Origin of the sequence: Clostridium sp. N3C (genome assembly GCF_900095445.1) — a bacterium.
Classification (GTDB): Bacteria; Bacillota; Clostridia; order Clostridiales; family Clostridiaceae; genus Clostridium_AU.
This window is the reverse complement of the sequence record NZ_FMJL01000016.1, coordinates 50,813-67,842: the sequence shown is the minus strand read 5'-3', so window position 1 is coordinate 67,842 and position 17,030 is coordinate 50,813. Positions and strand designations below refer to the sequence as shown.

Sequence of the window (17,030 nt, the reverse complement as noted above, 5' to 3'; positions counted from 1 at the left end):
TGCATTATATCATTATCATCCGTCTTATCAATAATTTTATCTATTAAATTTCCTGTATGCTTCTTTACCCAATTATTTATATATGTTACTGTTTCCTTAGATGAAAAATCCACCTTATAGGCCGCTGCCTTATAATAATTTGCATTCTTTTGAAGAAATTCTTTATTAATATTTATAATATCATCATCTTTATACCATATAGAATTAGCAATACCTACTTTGCCGCTAATAACATTAGTAAGATTTTTAGATAAGCTATAATAGTAGTTATTCAAATCATTTATGCCAAGGCCTTTCTTTCCAAGAAGACTTTCAAATTCCTTAAGGGTATTACCCTTAGCACCATTAGCAGTCATACCTAAAGCTAAATATACGGAAGTAGGTGAAAAAAGTGAATTCTTTCCTTTAGTATAAGAATTCTTAAAAAGTTCTACAGAAAAGTCTGCGGTAGACTGGATAAATTCCTCACTCAATTCTGTAATTACTACCTCCTCTGCCTTAATATCTCCCATTAAATCCTTAGCTAAGACAGGATTGATCTTATCTGTAATAGTTAATCCGTTAACAAGCACTATAAAAGCAACCAATGTAGCCAAAGTTGGAATCCCTACAAAGCTCAAAGGCTTAAAAAACTTTCTTCTTTTAATGTGAACTGATTTTTTTAACTTGTCCTTACTTTCTTCAGACATGTCAAGCTTAGACAAATTAGTATCAACAATCTTTTTAAAATCTTTAAGACCAGCCATTTAAAATTCCTCCTTTAATAATTCCTTTAACATTTCTTTAGCCCTCTTAATTCTTACAGATATAGTGTTCTCCTTTTCCTTTAAAGCCTTTGCTATTTCTGACACCGTCATTTCTTGGTAATATCTTAAAAGTATAACCTGCTTATATTTGATAGGAAGAGCATATATGGCATTAAGAAGCGCTATAGAATCGTCACTGCGAAAAGGTTCAGCCATCTCTTCCTCTGAAGCATAGGCTAAGGATATGTAATTGCCAGAGGCAATCTCCTTATAAGCGGACTTTCTCATATAAGTCTTGCATGTGTTTATTGCTATACTTGTAATCCAAGTCTTTTCACTACAATCCCTACGAAAGTTCTTATAATTTTTATAGGCCTTATACAAAGTATCAAAAGCTGCTTCTTCCGCCAGCTGCTCATCCTTTAAAATCATATAGCAAATTCTTATAAGGCTCTTTGAATATTCTTCTATCAGTATTTCAATATCCGGTATTTTATTTTCCGCTGACGGCATTATAAAAAACATCCTCATCTCTCCTTTCACTTATTAGACGCAGCTTAATGTAAATATGTGACACAAAATATACTAAATTTCTTTGCATTAAAAAAATTCAACCCCTTGGGTTGAATTTCTATCTCTTTACCATTCCACCTTTTAAAATCTTTATTTTCTTTTCATAATTTTCTAGAACCTTATCCTTATTATCAATATGCAAGAATACTTCTATCACAGCCTTTTGAGTAACAGCAATTAGAATTTCTATAATATTATATAGATCCTCATCACAATTAATATTTAAATTGCTTGTATCAATATAGGGACTAATCCAGTTAAAAGGCTTATCTTTCATATCTTTGCTAATCAGTGCAGCAATAATACAGTTATGAACCTTATCACTGGTAAAAATATTTATGCAAAAGGCTATATTATCTTCTTCCATCCCAAAGTCCGCTGTGAATCTAAAAATGTCCCTAAATACATCAAATAAGTCTCCTTTATTTTCCTTTGAACTCTTCTTTATGGTAGCTATAAGCTCATGATAATAATTAGATAAAATAAACTTTAGCATATCCTCTTTATCATTAAAATACATGTAAAAGCTACCTCTTGAAATATCTGCATCTTGAACAATCTTATTAATTGATACCTTGTCATAGGGCACCCTGGCAAATTCTCTTTTTATGGCCATAATAAGCTTATTCTTTTTCTCAATAGGAAGGTTCAAGAAGGTTTCCGTTGGCAATGGACTTCCCCCTCCCTTTATGACAACTTGTCATTATTATATATAAGCATCTATGGCCTGTCAACGAACTTATATAAGCTTTATAAAAATCCCCCAGTATCTTTTATTTTCTGATATAAATTAATATAATATTAATATACTACATTTCATGGGAGGATTTTATTATGCACAATACCCTAACTCGAGAAAATTTAAAAAAATTACAGGAAGAACTGGAATATAGACTTACGGTAAAAAGAGCTGAAATAGCAAAAGAAAAAATGGAAGCCGCTGCCCATGGTGATAGGTCAGAAAATGCAGAGTATAAAGAAGCTTGCGCTAATTATAGAGAAAATGATAACAGAATTCAATACTTAATGAACATGATTTCTACTGCCAAAGTTATAGATGATGAACAGATTGATAAATCAGTAATGGGCATCGGTAGCAAGGCTAGAGTTAAATTCATAGAGGATGATGAGGAAGAAATAATAACCTTGGTTACTACACTGGATTTAGATCCTGAAAATATGTGTATAAGCATAGAATCAGATTTAGGTAAGGCTCTATCCGGAAAGAAGGCTGGAGACATAGTTGAAGTTAATGCTCCAGAGGATCATTATACCGTTGAGATATTAGAAATCTTATAATTATTTTAAAAAGGCTGTTGCACAACTGGAAATTTCCTTAGTTGTACAGCAGCCTTTCAACTATGTATTACAAGTTTATATTTGATTAAATTATCAGATACAACCTCTCCATCCTTAAGAGCAATTCTTCTGTTACAATAAGTCACTATATTTTTATCGTGAGTTACAACTATAAGGGTCTTGCCCTTACTGTTGACATCCTTTAAAAGCTTCATAATTTCTACCCCTGGGCCTTGGTCTAGATTCCCTGTAGGCTCGTCCGCAAGAATAACATCCGTTTCCTGGGCCAAAGCTCTAGCAATTGCTATTCTTTGCCGCTGACATCCTGACAGCTCATTAGGGTATTTCTTAGCAGTGTCAATTAGGCCAACCTCCTGAAGGTACTTTTCCACATCTATCAAGTTAATTAGTGACATTAACGTTCTCCTACTATTAATTCACCGGGTTTATATTTATTTATAAGATAGGTGCTCACTATTATTAGAGGTATCATCATAAAATTTGAGCTTCTAAAAGAGTAGTTTTTATGTCCTTCTCTTGCAAAACAGAATTTATATAATTTCTCGTCTCTTCTGACTTAAATGGGAAAAAGCTATTTAAATTATTAGTTTGACTTAATGCATCTGTTGAACTATTATAACTGAACATATAACCACCACATTTTCAATATCTATAATTTTTTTAGCTGTATTAATGGTACCGAAAACATAGCTCAAGGTATCAAAGGTTTTTAGAAAATAATTTTAGGGCCAAAAACATCTGAAAAACTAATATTACCTTTACCCATAGCCTGCTAGATAAATTTATATGCTTAGTCATGTTACTACTTATAGATATCTTTTTTAACCTCTTATTATTAATCTTTATTACAATTATTCAAACTAGGAAAGCTATGAATAAATCTACAAGTAAAATAAAGGGTGATGGTTTTAATCCAATATTAAAATTATATATCAACTCTATTTTGAAACAAAGCAACATACTTTAAAATTAGCTATTAGAGCTTAGAAAACTTCCGCAGAATATAAAGTATTTACTTTCCTATAACAATGAAAAAAACCGAGTAACAATACTCGGCTTTTTTCATTGTTGGCGGAGAGAGAGGGATTTGAACCCTCGGTACGGGTTATCCCCGTACAGCGGTTTTCGAGACCGCCACCTTCGACCACTCGGACATCTCTCCTTATAGTTTCTTTTAAAAATTATACTAGAGTTAGTCCTTAAATTCAATATGTAAAATTTAATAAGGATTACAGCAAGTACTATTAAAAAGGGCTCTTAATAAAACAGGTCATTATAATGGTCATTTATTCTTAAAAGCTATAGAAATTGAATAAAGCTTGTTCTTATTTTTCATAAGAACAAGCTTTACTTATATGTTACATGAAAATAATAATCAAATTTCATCTGTTTTTAATTACTAATTTATTCTTTATCTTTGGCTACAGCTTTTATAGCTACAAAGGCCAATGGAGGCACCTTAGTTTTTATATGATAAGGCTGTCCCTTCCACTCTTCATCAAAGGCTTGTAGTACATCTTCCACAACCTGGCCAGAACCACCGTATTTATAATCATCACTATTAAAGATCTCCTTATACTCCGTTAACTCTGGCACACCGATTTTATAATCATAATATACCACAGGAGTAAAGTTGCATAATAGAATTATATAGTCGCCATCCTCGTCCTTTCTCATAAAGGCAATTATACTCTGATCAGCATTTTCATAATCCAACCAAGTGAAGCCCTTTGGATCATGGTCAAGCTCCCATAAAGCCTTCTCCTTCATATATAGGTGATTTAGATCTCTACAATAGTGATGTAGCTGATGATGAGCTGGGTACTGTAATAACATCCAATCCAATTCCTTCTTACAATTCCATTCAGAGAATTGTCCAAACTCTCCACCCATAAATAAGAGCTTTTTACCAGGGTGACCCATCATGTAGCCAAACAGCAATCTGGAACCAGCAAACTTCTGCCAGTAATCTCCACTCATTTTGTTTATGATGGAGCCTTTACCATGAACTACTTCATCGTGAGAAAGAGGAAGAAGGAAATTCTCTGTATAGGTATAAGTCATGGTATAGGTTATATTATCATGATGCCACTTTCTGTAGATTGGATCCTTTTTTACGTAATTTAACACACTGTTCATCCAACCCATATTCCACTTATAATTAAAACCTATGCCACCTAAATAAGTAGGTGCAGTAACCATAGCTCTAATAGAGGAATCCTCTGCCATCATAAGAGGATTTTCAATCTCACTAAATACTACTTCATTAAGTTTTCTAAGGAATTCTATAGCATCTAGATTCTCATGTCCGCCATAGGCATTTTTTATGTTCATTCCCTGCTTCATTCCATAATTTAAGTACATCATATTAGCAACGGCGTCAATTCTAATACCATCTATGTGATATTTTTTTAGCCAAAATAATACATTAGAAATCAAGAAACTATGTACATGCCCCTTACCAAAATCAAAGTTGGCGGTTCCCCAGTCATAATTTTCTCTCTTTACTGCATCTAAACTTTCGTATAAATAGGTTCCATCGAACTTATATAGTCCATGTTTATCTTTACAGTAATGACCTGGTACCCAATCCATTATAACTCCTATGCCCTTTTCATGGCAGGTGTTTACAAAGTACATAAAGTCTTCTGGAGTTCCATAACGACTTGTTAGAGCATAGTAACCTATAGTCTGATATCCCCAAGATTCATCTAAAGGATGTTCTGTTATAGGCATTAGCTCAATATGAGTATATCCCATATCTTTTACATACCTTACTAAATGGTCAGCTAATTCTCTAAAATTATAAAACTTACCCTCAGCTTGAAGCTTCCAAGATCCTGCATGAACTTCATAGATATTTATTGGACTTTTATACAAATTCTTTTTTGCTCTTTCCTTTAACCATTTATCATCTGTCCAATGGAACTTATCTAAGTTAATTACAACAGATGCCTTTCCAGGACGAAGCTGACTGTAAAATCCATAAGGATCTGCTTTTAAAACTCTCTCGCCTTCGAATCCGAGGATGTCATACATATAGTAGTCACCCTCTCTTACTCCTTCTACAAAAAGGCTCCAAACTCCATTGTCGTCCTTTTCCATAAGGCTATTTTCTCCATCCCAATAATTAAAACTACCTACTACTCTAACCTCTTTTGCTGCTGGTGCCCAAAGGGTAAATCTTGCCCCTTGCACTTCATCTTCAGTTACTAAATGACAACCAAAATGATCATAACAATTGAAGTTTTGTCCTCCTATAAAAGCTTCATAATCGAAGGTTTTAAGAGATTTATTAATTTCCTTACTCATACTTCATCTCCTATTTCTAAAAAAATTAGTTATTATTTTACTACAAGCTTCATTATATGTCCAAAATACCTTTACATAATTATTTATGCGTTCTTCTTCAATAATATTAATCACAGATCCACAAGCTCCTCTATCTATATCTGGTGAGCCTATATATAAATTACTTATTCTGCTTTGTGCTATAGCTGAAGCACACATAGCACAAGGTTCAAGAGTAACATACATACTACAACCAGTTAATCTCCAATTATCTAGAAGAGTTTCTGCCTTTCTTATTGCTAATATCTCTGCATGAGCAGTAACATCCTTTAGAGTTTCCTTTAAATTGTGAGCAGCAGAAATTATCTGCCCATCCTTAACAATAACAGCACCTACAGGCACTTCATCTTTTTCAAAAGCTAGTCTTGCCTGCTCTAATGCTGCTTCCATAAAATCCACCATAGGCCATCCTTTCTATTTTGAAATAATAAAGGCTGAAGGTAAATCCCTAGGACCATATTTACTGCTAGGAGAATTTACAATCCTGTTTTCATAAACCATGGTAGTGGAAGAACCTCCATCAAGATTAGCAGCATTATATGCTCCATACTCTAGCATTATATCTTGAACATCTCTGAGAGTGGCTCCTATACTACTAATTTGCCTGCCATCTATAACAAGCATTATTACGGTACCATCCATTCTTTGTCCTATAGCAGTTCTGGGAGCTAATCCCCAACCACCATTGCTATCACCCTTTATCAAAGGCTCTCCATTAACTATTAAGTATGGGCCAAAGCTTACTGCATCCCTTATTCTCAATTCCTTAGCCTCTTGAATAGTGTAGCTTCCAAGCACCAACACCGAATCTTCATTAAAGGCTATTATGGAATACTTTTCATTTTCATTTCCGTATAAAACTTCTCCATTCTTCATTAGTAACCCCATAGGAATCCCACCGGTACCTACGCCGCCTTCATCTCCAAAGCCACCGGCATTAATACCTCCTATAGCATTATTCTCTTTAACCATATCTAGGAGCTTCATACCTCTAACTCCTATCTTATTGGTAGTAGCTAACCTTACCATGGAAGGATTTTTTACTAAAAGAATATACCCCTTAACCTTTTCATTACTAATATTAATGAGTTGAACTTGACTTTCATCCTTTTGAACATCTTCATCAAAAACAGCAATAGACTCTACATCACTTTCCTTGTTCTCATAATTTATCTTGGATTTCTTCATTATTTTCTCTATTACCTCATCACTTAAAAACCACTTAACGATATATTGATGATTTAGAGTTGTCATTGCAGTATTTACCAGTTCTTCTCTAATAGTAATAAAAGGACCATAATAAACCATGGGTATACTAAAAACTATTCCAACTAGTACTTGAGCAGCTAGAAACAAAGAAATATTAACAAAAAACTTCTTTAAATTAGTTATTTTAGGGGACTTTTTATACCTTTTTCCTCCCACCAATATCCACCTATCCTTATTATGCTAATTATATGAATCTATTATAAATATTTAACCCTTAATATTAAGTTAGCTACAAAATAAATATGCCTATGGATTATATATATATTCAAATACATTTTACCATACTACTATGGTAGTCACCAGCTTTATTTTTGGCAATGTGAGGAATTTTTAGTAGTAAAAATAAGCTGACAGCTATAGAATTCAAGCCAAATAACATTAATTAATACCAGTAAAAAAACTGCTTCATATTCATCCAATATGATATAATATTCTGGAATATTAAAGTTGAAAGAAAGCGGTGATACTTAATGGATACAATAGTTCGTGTAGGTCTCATAGGTTTTGGATTAGCAGGACGAGTTTTTCATGCCCCAATTATTAATTCTGTACCAGGTTTAAAGCTTAGAAAAATATTTGAGCGAAAAGCTGAAAACATAGATATAATAAGGGAAAAATATCCACAAACTATAATAGTAGATGATGTAGAGAACTTATTTAATGATGAAAATATTGACTTAGTAGTAATAGCTGCCCCTAATGAACTTCATTACAAATTGGCTAAAAAAGCTTTGGAAAGTGGTAAACATGTAGTTGTAGAAAAACCCTTTACCGTTACTACTTATGAAGCAGAAGAACTAATAACCTTAGCTTTAGCAAAAGGAAAGCTTATAACCGCCTTCCAAAATCGAAGATGGGATAGCGACTTCAGAACAGTAAAAAAGATAATAGATGGTGGACTTCTTGGAGATGTAGTAGAATACGAAGCTCACTTTGATAGATTTAGAAATTACTTTAAAAATAACTGGCGTGAGAAGAATATACCTGGCTCTGGCATACTTTATGACCTTGGTTCTCATCTAATAGACCAAGCTATAAGCCTCTTTGGTAATCCCATAGAAATCTTTGGTAATTTGCTTATTCAAAGAAGAGGTGGAGAAGCTGTAGACAACTTTGAAGTAATATTAAGATATCAAGATAAAAAGGTCACCTTAAAGTCTGGTATGCTTGTAAGGCAACCACTTCCTCACTTTATAGTTATTGGAACTAAAGGTTCCTTTATCAAGTACGGAATGGACGTACAAGAGGAAAACTTAAAAAATGGCAATACCCCATCAAATTCTCCTAATTGGGGCAGAGAAACAGAAGATCTATGGGGCTTTATTAATTCAGATATTAATGGCAACCACATTATAGGTAAAGTAGAAAGCGAGCCAGGTGACTATAGATGTTTCTACGAAAATGTATATAAAGCGATCCTTGGTAAAGAAGATTTAATTGTTAAACCTACACAGGTTTTAAGTACAATAAAAGTTATAGAAATGGCTATGAGAAGCCATGAGGAAAAACGTTGGATGAAGTTCTTTTAAAATCTTTCTCATATGTAAAATAAAAAGCCACTAGTTAAACTGGTGGTTTTTCTTTTCCCAGAATCATCCTGATTTCAAAGCCACTTTTATGTAACTTTTCTAAGATTCTTTTACTTGAGAAAGTACTATGTGAAAAAGCAAAATAAACCAAATAACAAGCAGAATATCGGCAAATAAACCATATATGTTATATATTATATATATATTGGATATATGTGTTATTCTATTAAGGGGGAAATTACTATGGGTAATCAACAAAAAAAATGAGGATTCTAATAAACATTACAGAAAAGAGTACTTACTAAAAGATGGTCAACAACTTATTATAAGAACTCCAGAGTTGGAAGATGCACAAGCTTTCATAAATCTAATGAAAGCTATTGATGGGAAGCAAAATTCTTAGCACGTGAATCTGATGAGTTTAATTTTACAGTGGAACAAGAAAGAGAATTTATTGAAAATCATATGAATGATCAGAATAGCTGTTTTTTAGTTGCAGAACTAAATGGTAAAATAGTAGGAAATTGTTCAGTTGGATTAATTCTAAACAATAAAAGATATCTTCATAGAGCAGGAATGGGTATTGCAGTACTTAAGGATTATTGGAGCAAAGGCATTGGTAAGATAATGCTGCAGGAATGTGTTACTTGGTGCAAAAAAAATGGCGTTGAACAACTTGAACTTGAAGTTGTTACTGAAAATGATCGTGCCATTTCAATGTATAAAAGTTTTGGCTTTGAAATTTGTGGTACAAAAAAGCATGCCTTAAAATATAGTTATGGAACTTATGCTGATGAATATAGTATGATTTTATTTCTAAACAGTATAAAAACTCAGTAAAAAACCCAGCAAGACACCGCTTGCTGGGTTTTATGGTGTGCCCGAAGGGAGTCGAACCCCCGGCACGTGGTTTAGGAAACCACTGCTCTATCCACTGAGCTACGAGCACACGTTACATTTTAATATTTTAGTATAAAAATTTTTGAAAGTCAACGGGAACATATTAGTTATTTATAGGATTTATTAATATTTTTACCCACTTTCAACCCCCTTTATGCTAGAATATTATTATACTATACTGAAATTGAGGTGAGCTAATGAAAAGCATTCATATAACAGAAACAGTATTAAGAGATGCAAATCAGTCTCTGATTGCTACAAGAATGTCCTTTGAGCAATTTGCACCAATACTTAGAAGTCTAGATGATGCTGGATATCATTCCTTAGAATGTTGGGGCGGAGCCACCTTTGACTCCTGTATAAGATATTTAAATGAAGATCCTTGGGATAGATTAAGAAATATAAAAAGAATTGTTAAAAAGACCCCTCTTCAAATGCTCTTAAGAGGACAGAACCTACTTGGTTACAGGCACTATCCTGATGATGTCGTAAGAGAATTTATAAAACTGTCTGTATATAACGGCATTGATATAATAAGAATCTTCGATGCCTTAAATGATTATAGAAATATAGAAGTAGCTATGAATGAAACCAAAAAACAAGGAGCTCATGCTCAAGGAACCATAGTTTATACCGTAAGCCCAATTCACAATCTAGAAAATTACTTAAGCCTTGCAAAAGAGCTAGAAAACATGGGAGCAGATTCTATATGCATAAAGGACATGGCAGGCTTAATTATGCCACAAACTGCCTATAACCTTGTAAAAGCTATAAAGTCTGAAGTAAAGCTTCCTGTATACCTTCATTCTCATTCTACCAACGGCTTGGCAGAAATGGCCTATTTGAAAGCAGCGGAAGCAGGAGTAGATGGAATAGATTGTTCTATATCCGTTTTCTCTAGCGGTACAGCTCAACCAGCTACGGAATCTATGCATTACGCCTTAGAAGCTTCTGGTTTTAGCAGCGGTTTAAATAGTAGTCTATTAAAGGAAATCAACGACTTCTTCAAGCCTGTTAAGGAACACTTTTTACAAAGTGGAGAGCTAGACCCTAAAGTACTTACCCCTCAACCAGAAGGGCTTGTATATCAGATTCCTGGCGGTATGCTTTCTAATATGATTTCTCAGCTTAAGGCTCAAAACTCTATTGATAAATTAGAGTCGGTTTTAGAAGAGGTGCCAAGGGTTAGAGAAGATTTAGGTTTTCCTCCTCTTGTAACTCCTATGAGTCAGATGGTTGGTACACAGGCAACGGTAAATGTGTTAACTGGTGAAAGATACAAAATGATTCTAAAAGAAGTTAAGGCTTACTGCAGGGGCGAGTATGGTAAGGCTCCCGGTGAAATAAATGCAGAATTAATGTCTAAGGCCCTAGAAGGGGAAAAGCCAATAACTACTAGATTTGCAGATACCTTAGAACCAATATTTTATAAAACAAAAGAGGAACTAAAGGACCTTACTAATAGCAGTGAGGATGTATTGTCTTACATATTATTCCCTCAAATTGCTGAAACCTTTATAAGAAACAAAAAAGCAAATCCTTCTAGTGAAGAATTAAGAAGGGATTCCGGTGGTATTATAGTATAATTTGTAGGTGATTTTAATGGTATATAAAAATTCTGTCCAAAGATTTCAAGAGATAGTTAAAATAATGGCTTCTTATGGCTTTGACTACTTGGTAGATTCAAAAATTAGAAAGAAGACAAAAAGTAACCCTTCCAACCTACGAAAGGCCTTTGAGGATCTTGGACCAACTTTTATTAAAATTGGGCAGATTTTAAGTACCCGTCCCGATATACTACCTGCAGAGTACATAGAAGAATTCTCTAAATTGCAAGACAGGGTACCTTGTGAAAGCTTTGAAGCAATAAATCAAGTGTTTCTTGAGGACTTTTCAAAAGATATAAAGGACTGCTTCCTACATTTTGATGAAGAACCTTTAGCCTCAGCTTCTATATCACAGGTTCATAAGGCTGTGTTAAAAGACGGTAGAGAAGTGATTGTAAAAGTTCAAAGGCCCCATATATACGAAAAGATGAAATTGGATCTTTCTATATTAAGTAGACTTCTTAACCTTACTAAGAACCACTTTAAAGAATTTTTACTAGATCCACAGGAGGCTTTAGATGAACTTTTTACCTCTACAGAAAAGGAATTAAATTTTGAAAACGAAGCTAATAACATAGAAAAGTTCTACAAATTAAATAAAGATGTAGACTTTATGTATGTACCTTATGTTGTAAAGGAATTTTGTTCAAAACACGTAATAACCATGGAAAGAATAGATGGCATAAAAATTTCCGATACAAAGACCTTACATACTAAAAAAATTGCTCTAGAGCAATTAGGAAAAAAACTTGCCTTATCCTTCTTCAAACAAATTTTTGAGGATGGCTTTTTCCATGGAGATCCCCATCCTGGAAACATACTAATTAAGGATAATAAAATCTGCTTTATCGATTTTGGCATTATGGGAGAGCTACCAAACAGCTTGAGAAATGCTCTTAACGAAATGGTGATTTCTATAGTTTTTGAAGACATAAACAAACTTATATCCGTATTAATGTCTATTGGAATTCGAACAGGCTATGTGGACAGGAATCAGCTCTATGACGATATAGAATACTTAATGGCAAATTATCTTTCTACATCATTAAGCAGTATAAAGGTTTCTCTAATACTAGAGGATGTGATGGATGTATCCTCTAGAAACAATATAAGAATGCCAAAGGAGCTGACCTTATTAGTAAAAACCTTAGTTATTGTGGAAGGTGTAGTTGCAAAAATAGCTCCAGATATAAATATTTTAGATGTAGCTATACCCTATGTGAAAGCTAGTACCAAGAAAAACTGGTTTAAAGATTTTAGCCTAGAGGATTTTGCTTTAAAGGCCTTTCGCTTTTCTAAAGATTCATCAAAATTACCCTCTAAGCTTATCGAGCTTTCTGACAGCATAATCCGAGGAAGAGCTAAAATTCAATTTGAACACAGAAATCTGGAAAAGCCTTTTAGCTCTTTAAATAGGATGATTAACCGTTTAGCAGCTACTTTAGTGGCTTCTTCTATGATAATTGCTTCTGCCCTAATTATAGATTCCAATGTAGGTGGAAAAATTTACGGCGTATCAACTATTGGCCTCATTGGTTTTATAGTGTCCGGTTGTATATCCTTATGGATTTTAATAAGTATCTTCCGTTCAGGAAAAATGTAAAAGGATTAATGAAGGCTCAGAACATCTTTAGCTCTGAGCCTCTTTATTTTTACATTTATAAACTTGCTTCTAATCTCTTTTTAATCTCATATAGGAATTCTTCTGTATTAACAACTGTCTTATTTGGAGCCTCAGAAAGAGGTGCCAAATCTCCTGTCATAACCCCTTCTTCTATAGTCTTTATAGAAGCTGCTTCTAACTTGTCTGCAAAGTCTATTAATTCTTTTATGCCATCAAGTTCTCCTCTCTTTCTTAGAGCACCTGTCCAAGCAAATATAGTTGCCATAGAATTTGTAGAAGTCTTTTCTCCCTTAAGATGTTTATAATAATGTCTTTGTACAGTTCCATGAGCTGCTTCATACTCATAGTAGCCCTCTGGTGATACAAGTACAGAAGTCATCATTGCAAGGCTTCCAAAGGCTGTTGCTACCATGTCAGACATAACGTCACCATCGTAGTTTTTGCAAGCCCAAATAAAGCCACCTTCAGATTTAACCACTCTAGCTACTGCATCATCTATAAGAGTGTAGAAGTATTCTATACCTGCTGCTTCAAACTTTTCCTTATACTCATTATCGTATATTTCCTGGAAAATATCCTTGAATCTATGGTCATAAATCTTTGAAATTGTGTCCTTTGAAGCAAACCATAAATCCTGCTTCATATCTAAAGCGTAGTTAAAGCAAGCTCTTGCAAAGCTTTCTATGGACTTATCTAAGTTATGCATTCCCATAACTACTCCAGGACCCTTAAATTCATGTACAAGCTGCTTTGTAACAGTACCATCTGCAGCAGTGTATACTAATTCCACTGTTCCTGGTCCTTCAACCTTAAATTCTGTATTTTTATATACATCACCGTATGCATGTCTTGCTACTGTTATAGGTTTTGTCCAAGTCTTTACAAAAGGTTTTATATTTTTAACTATTATAGGAGTTCTAAATACAGTACCGTCTAAGATAGCTCTAATGGTACCATTAGGGCTTTTCCACATTTGCTTAAGATTATATTCCTTAACTCTAGCAGCATTAGGTGTTATAGTAGCACATTTTACACCTACACCGTACTTCTTAATAGCATTTGCTGCATCAATAGTAATTTGATCGTTAGTTTCATCTCTTTTTTCTAGCCCCAAATCGTAATATTCTGTCTTTAACTCAACATATGGTTCCAAGAGCACATCCTTAATCATCTTCCACATAATTCTGGTCATTTCGTCTCCGTCCATTTCTACCAATGGCACATTCATTTTAATCTTTTCCATTCCTAGCCCCTCTTTCTTATATAAAATTCTTGAAAGTTTGTTTCCTGGTATCATTCAAATTACACCATAAATATCCGACCAAACACCTATAATTATAAATGAAGGCTGTAAGCTGTGCAAGAATATGTGCCATTTTATTCATAATTGCTCTTGTCCTATTGTACTAGCTTACCCTGCTCCAATCTCAATATAAACTTCTTTTATTTGCTTCTCCTTACTCTTATATGCTTCAGGAACTAGAAGTTGAGGCTTACTATTTTTCCCGGCAAGCTTAATCTTATCGCCATGTATGTCCTCCAGATTTAAGTAATCATTAATATAATGACTATTTAGCACTGCATAGTTATGGTCAATGTCATTTAATATATCCTCTGGTTTTAAGTTTTGAATTTATAAATATGTGGGAGTTAGCTCCATAAGCACTGGAGCATTTATGGCTATTACTTTATTTTGACTATCATATAAACTATAAATAGATTTCACTTTATTCCCAGTAGCCACTAATAGATCTGGGTTATTATCCAGTTTTTCAATTGTATTAGAATTTAAACCATTGCTAGTAAAATATCTATGAATCCTCCTGAAATATAGCCTTCTACAATATTGCAAAGGGCTGGATGCAATTATATTATTATACTATCTTCTATAATAATTAGAGACCTAATCCTATTATATGGTAATTTTATCATGTATTACCTATCATCTCAATGATCAAATGTAATAAAAAAAGAACATTTTTTATTATATTCTAAAAGAATTTAATAGTCTTGGAACAATTTCCATCAATATATTATAATATTTACACTAATCTTTATTAATGATTAAGGAGAAATGATATGATCCAATACTACAATAGAAAAACAGGAAAATATGAAACTGAAAAGGTAGCTGGAGACAGATATCTAAATTGGCTTTATTCCTCACCGGTAGGTATGACTATTTTAGAAATGGTTGTGAAAAAGAAGTTCTTCTCCAAGCTCTATGGCAAATACTGCGATAGCAAACTAAGTGCTAGGAAGGTTCCAAAATTCATTAAGGAATTTGAAATAGATATGTCTGTTTGTGAAAAACAGAGCCCTAATTTTAATAGCTTTAATGATTTCTTTGTAAGAAAGGTTACTGCAGAAGGAAGACCTGTAGATATGAACCAAAATTCTCTCATATCTGCTGGTGACGGAAGGCTTATGGTATTTGAAAACATAGATTTAGATAAGCTAGTGCAGGTTAAGGGGCTTACATATAGCTTCAAGGAGTTACTAGGTTCTTCCCATTTATATGAAACCTTTGATAAAGGTATTTGCATGATCTTAAGACTATGCCCTACGGACTATCACAGATTTCACTTTATAGATAGTGGTGTATGTGGAGAAACTAATAAGATTAAAGGAAGCTATTATTCCGTTAATCCTATGGCCTTAAATAAAAAGGAAAAGCTCTTCTGCCAAAACAAAAGAGAATGGAGCCTCTTTAAATCTGATAACTTTGGCCAAGTATTATACGTAGAGGTAGGTGCTACCTGTGTAGGTTCCATCATTCAATCCTATACACCTGGACGGAGAATTCTTAAAGGAGAAGAAAAGGGCTACTTTAAATTTGGTGGTTCCACTGTTATAATCTTTCTAGAAAAGGATAAGGTAAAAATAGACAATGATATTCTAGAACAATCAAAACTGGGCTATGAAACTAAGGTAAACTTTGGTGAAAAAATAGGTGTTAAGTTTATTTAGAAAAACAAGCCGCCCATGGGCGGCTTGGCTTGTTTATTGTACTATTAACTTCGTACCAGAAGGAATGTTATCATACAACCACTTTGCTTCCTCTACTTTTAATCTGACACAGCCGTGAGAAGCTGGTTTACCTAATGTGTAATCCACTATATTTTTTTCCTGATCCATGGGCAGGGAGTGAAATAAGTAGTCTCCTTGGAATTGCACCCAATACTTGGCACCTTGTTGATACTTTTGACTAAAGAACCATTCACCTCTGCTAGCTATAGTATATGTACCTTTTGGAGTGTCTTTTCCTTGAGCTCCACTAGAACATATGTAGTCTTTTACTAACCTCCAATTTCCCTTCTCTCCTAGGAAAATTTTTGTTCTTTGAGTTTCTATATCTACTAACAAAAGAAATTTAGTATCACTTGAATAATCCTTAACCATCTCTTCATCCTTTGAAGAAATATCTTTCAGTATATTCTTATGTTCATCTAATAAAGCTTCCGCCTCAGATAGCTTATTTGCTTGTATAGCTTCATCTACTTTTAGATATATTTCATTTCTATAGGCTTTTAAAATCTTTTCTTTTAATGACTCTACTTTTTCATGGGTATTTTCATCCTCTTCAGTGATATTTTTTAAACTTTTCAAAGCCTGATTAAATTCTTTCTTATTTAATAAATTCTCAGCATTGCCTAAAGCTTGTCTATTATTTTCAATAACCTCTAGATTCTTAAGTGCAGAATCTATAAATTTAGCTTCTAAAATATTAAATCCCATTAGAAAATCTAACTTTTCTTTTGCTTCCTCGTAACTTATCTTATAGTCTAAATAATCTTTTTTAATCTTATCTACTTCATTACTTATCATAGAATGAGTTTTTCCTTTTAATTTAAAAACGTCGCTTATTAATAAGTCTCCAGCAGCATTATTATAAATAACCAAAGCTTTTTCATAATCACCTGTGCTAAAAGCATTATTTATAGAAGTTTTTAATTGAGCTGCTTGTACACTTTTTCCGCAAAGTAAACCACCTAAAGGTATGCCTATAACTAAAACTATAGACAACATTACCTTCTTTCTTTTCATTTTTTAATTCCCCCCAAATTGGTATTAGTCTCCTAACAATAAGTTAGGAGATTTATCTTAAGCA

17 protein-coding genes, 2 tRNA genes and 1 pseudogene are annotated in these 17,030 nt (G+C 33.5%); 7 read left to right on the top strand and 13 right to left on the bottom strand.

All coding sequences use genetic code 11. The annotated features are described in order from the left end of the window. The 3 genes from N3C_RS06895 to N3C_RS06885 form a co-directional block, all read right to left on the bottom strand. Positions 1 to 746, bottom strand: a 746-nt coding sequence (locus N3C_RS06895; protein WP_278281042.1) for a serpin family protein, incomplete at its 3' end; no start/stop codon positions are given. Beyond that, on the bottom strand, positions 747 to 1,271 hold the full coding sequence (locus N3C_RS06890) for an RNA polymerase sigma factor (protein ID WP_143312619.1): 525 nt from the start codon (positions 1,269 to 1,271) through the stop codon (positions 747 to 749). A gap of 106 nt (positions 1,272 to 1,377) precedes the next feature. Continuing rightward, positions 1,378 to 1,989 carry a TetR/AcrR family transcriptional regulator gene (locus tag N3C_RS06885; RefSeq protein ID WP_074365320.1) on the bottom strand — a complete coding sequence of 204 codons (612 nt, stop codon included), beginning with the start codon at positions 1,987 to 1,989 and terminating at the stop codon, positions 1,378 to 1,380. A gap of 164 nt (positions 1,990 to 2,153) precedes the next feature. Here N3C_RS06885 and greA point away from each other — a divergent pair, with 164 nt between their 5' ends. Then, the gene (greA, locus tag N3C_RS06880; RefSeq protein WP_074365319.1) at positions 2,154 to 2,618 is read left to right on the top strand and encodes a transcription elongation factor GreA; all 465 of its coding nucleotides are present in this window, start codon (positions 2,154 to 2,156) and stop codon (positions 2,616 to 2,618) included. Between the two features lie 56 nt (positions 2,619 to 2,674). Here the strand turns inward: greA and N3C_RS06875 are convergent, their stop codons facing one another. From N3C_RS06875 to N3C_RS06855, 6 genes are all read right to left on the bottom strand, one after another. Continuing rightward, positions 2,675 to 3,034: an ATP-binding cassette domain-containing protein gene (locus N3C_RS06875; RefSeq protein WP_074365318.1), complete on the bottom strand. Its 360-nt coding sequence runs from the start codon at positions 3,032 to 3,034 to the stop codon at positions 2,675 to 2,677. A gap of 76 nt (positions 3,035 to 3,110) precedes the next feature. Next, positions 3,111 to 3,266 carry a hypothetical protein gene (locus N3C_RS15015; protein ID WP_178377787.1) on the bottom strand — a complete coding sequence of 52 codons (156 nt, stop codon included), beginning with the start codon at positions 3,264 to 3,266 and terminating at the stop codon, positions 3,111 to 3,113. A gap of 442 nt (positions 3,267 to 3,708) precedes the next feature. Continuing rightward, positions 3,709 to 3,801 (bottom strand) — tRNA-Ser (locus N3C_RS06870). A gap of 242 nt (positions 3,802 to 4,043) precedes the next feature. Further along, a complete protein-coding gene (gene glgB, locus N3C_RS06865; protein ID WP_074365317.1) occupies positions 4,044 to 5,951 on the bottom strand; it encodes a 1,4-alpha-glucan branching protein GlgB in 1,908 nt (635 codons plus the stop codon). Between the two features lie 3 nt (positions 5,952 to 5,954). Next, positions 5,955 to 6,380, bottom strand: a complete 426-nt coding sequence (locus N3C_RS06860; RefSeq protein ID WP_242944055.1) for a nucleoside deaminase — start codon at positions 6,378 to 6,380, stop codon at positions 5,955 to 5,957. Positions 6,381 to 6,404: 24 nt separating this feature from the next. After that, on the bottom strand, positions 6,405 to 7,415 hold the full coding sequence (locus N3C_RS06855; protein WP_083604455.1) for a phosphodiester glycosidase family protein: 1,011 nt from the start codon (positions 7,413 to 7,415) through the stop codon (positions 6,405 to 6,407). Positions 7,416 to 7,729: 314 nt separating this feature from the next. Here N3C_RS06855 and N3C_RS06850 point away from each other — a divergent pair, with 314 nt between their 5' ends. The 3 genes and pseudogenes from N3C_RS06850 to N3C_RS06840 form a co-directional block, all read left to right on the top strand. Next, entirely contained in the window at positions 7,730 to 8,788 is a 1,059-nt protein-coding gene (locus N3C_RS06850; protein WP_074365314.1) for an oxidoreductase, read from the top strand. A 184-nt stretch (positions 8,789 to 8,972) separates the two neighbouring features. After that, a complete protein-coding gene (locus N3C_RS06845) occupies positions 8,973 to 9,191 on the top strand; it encodes a hypothetical protein (RefSeq protein ID WP_074365313.1) in 219 nt (72 codons plus the stop codon). A gap of 23 nt (positions 9,192 to 9,214) precedes the next feature. Next, a pseudogene (locus N3C_RS06840) lies at positions 9,215 to 9,628 on the top strand (GNAT family N-acetyltransferase); the annotation flags it as partial. 33 nt (positions 9,629 to 9,661) lie between these two features. Here the strand turns inward: N3C_RS06840 and N3C_RS06835 are convergent. Then, positions 9,662 to 9,737: transfer RNA gene (locus N3C_RS06835), tRNA-Arg, on the bottom strand. Positions 9,738 to 9,885: 148 nt separating this feature from the next. Here N3C_RS06835 and N3C_RS06830 point away from each other — a divergent pair. After that, the gene (locus tag N3C_RS06830; protein WP_074365311.1) at positions 9,886 to 11,274 is read left to right on the top strand and encodes a pyruvate carboxylase subunit B; all 1,389 of its coding nucleotides are present in this window, start codon (positions 9,886 to 9,888) and stop codon (positions 11,272 to 11,274) included. 16 nt (positions 11,275 to 11,290) lie between these two features. After that, positions 11,291 to 12,898 carry an ABC1 kinase family protein gene (locus N3C_RS06825; protein WP_074365310.1) on the top strand — a complete coding sequence of 536 codons (1,608 nt, stop codon included), beginning with the start codon at positions 11,291 to 11,293 and terminating at the stop codon, positions 12,896 to 12,898. A 55-nt stretch (positions 12,899 to 12,953) separates the two neighbouring features. On the opposite strand, the gene N3C_RS06820 is transcribed toward N3C_RS06825, so the two are convergent. Together N3C_RS06820 and N3C_RS15010 are read right to left on the bottom strand one after the other, a co-directional pair. Then, positions 12,954 to 14,162 carry an NADP-dependent isocitrate dehydrogenase gene (locus N3C_RS06820; RefSeq protein ID WP_074365323.1) on the bottom strand — a complete coding sequence of 403 codons (1,209 nt, stop codon included), beginning with the start codon at positions 14,160 to 14,162 and terminating at the stop codon, positions 12,954 to 12,956. Between the two features lie 168 nt (positions 14,163 to 14,330). Beyond that, complete coding sequence (locus tag N3C_RS15010) at positions 14,331 to 14,498, bottom strand: hypothetical protein (RefSeq protein ID WP_178377786.1); 168 nt, start codon at positions 14,496 to 14,498, stop codon at positions 14,331 to 14,333. Positions 14,499 to 14,998: 500 nt separating this feature from the next. Here N3C_RS15010 and N3C_RS06815 point away from each other — a divergent pair, with 500 nt between their 5' ends. Then, on the top strand, positions 14,999 to 15,889 hold the full coding sequence (locus N3C_RS06815) for a phosphatidylserine decarboxylase (RefSeq protein ID WP_074365309.1): 891 nt from the start codon (positions 14,999 to 15,001) through the stop codon (positions 15,887 to 15,889). Between the two features lie 33 nt (positions 15,890 to 15,922). Here N3C_RS06815 and N3C_RS15285 read toward each other — a convergent pair whose 3' ends face one another. After that, entirely contained in the window at positions 15,923 to 16,966 is a 1,044-nt protein-coding gene (locus tag N3C_RS15285) for a L,D-transpeptidase (RefSeq protein WP_074365308.1), read from the bottom strand. Between the last annotated feature and the right edge of the window lie 64 nt (positions 16,967 to 17,030).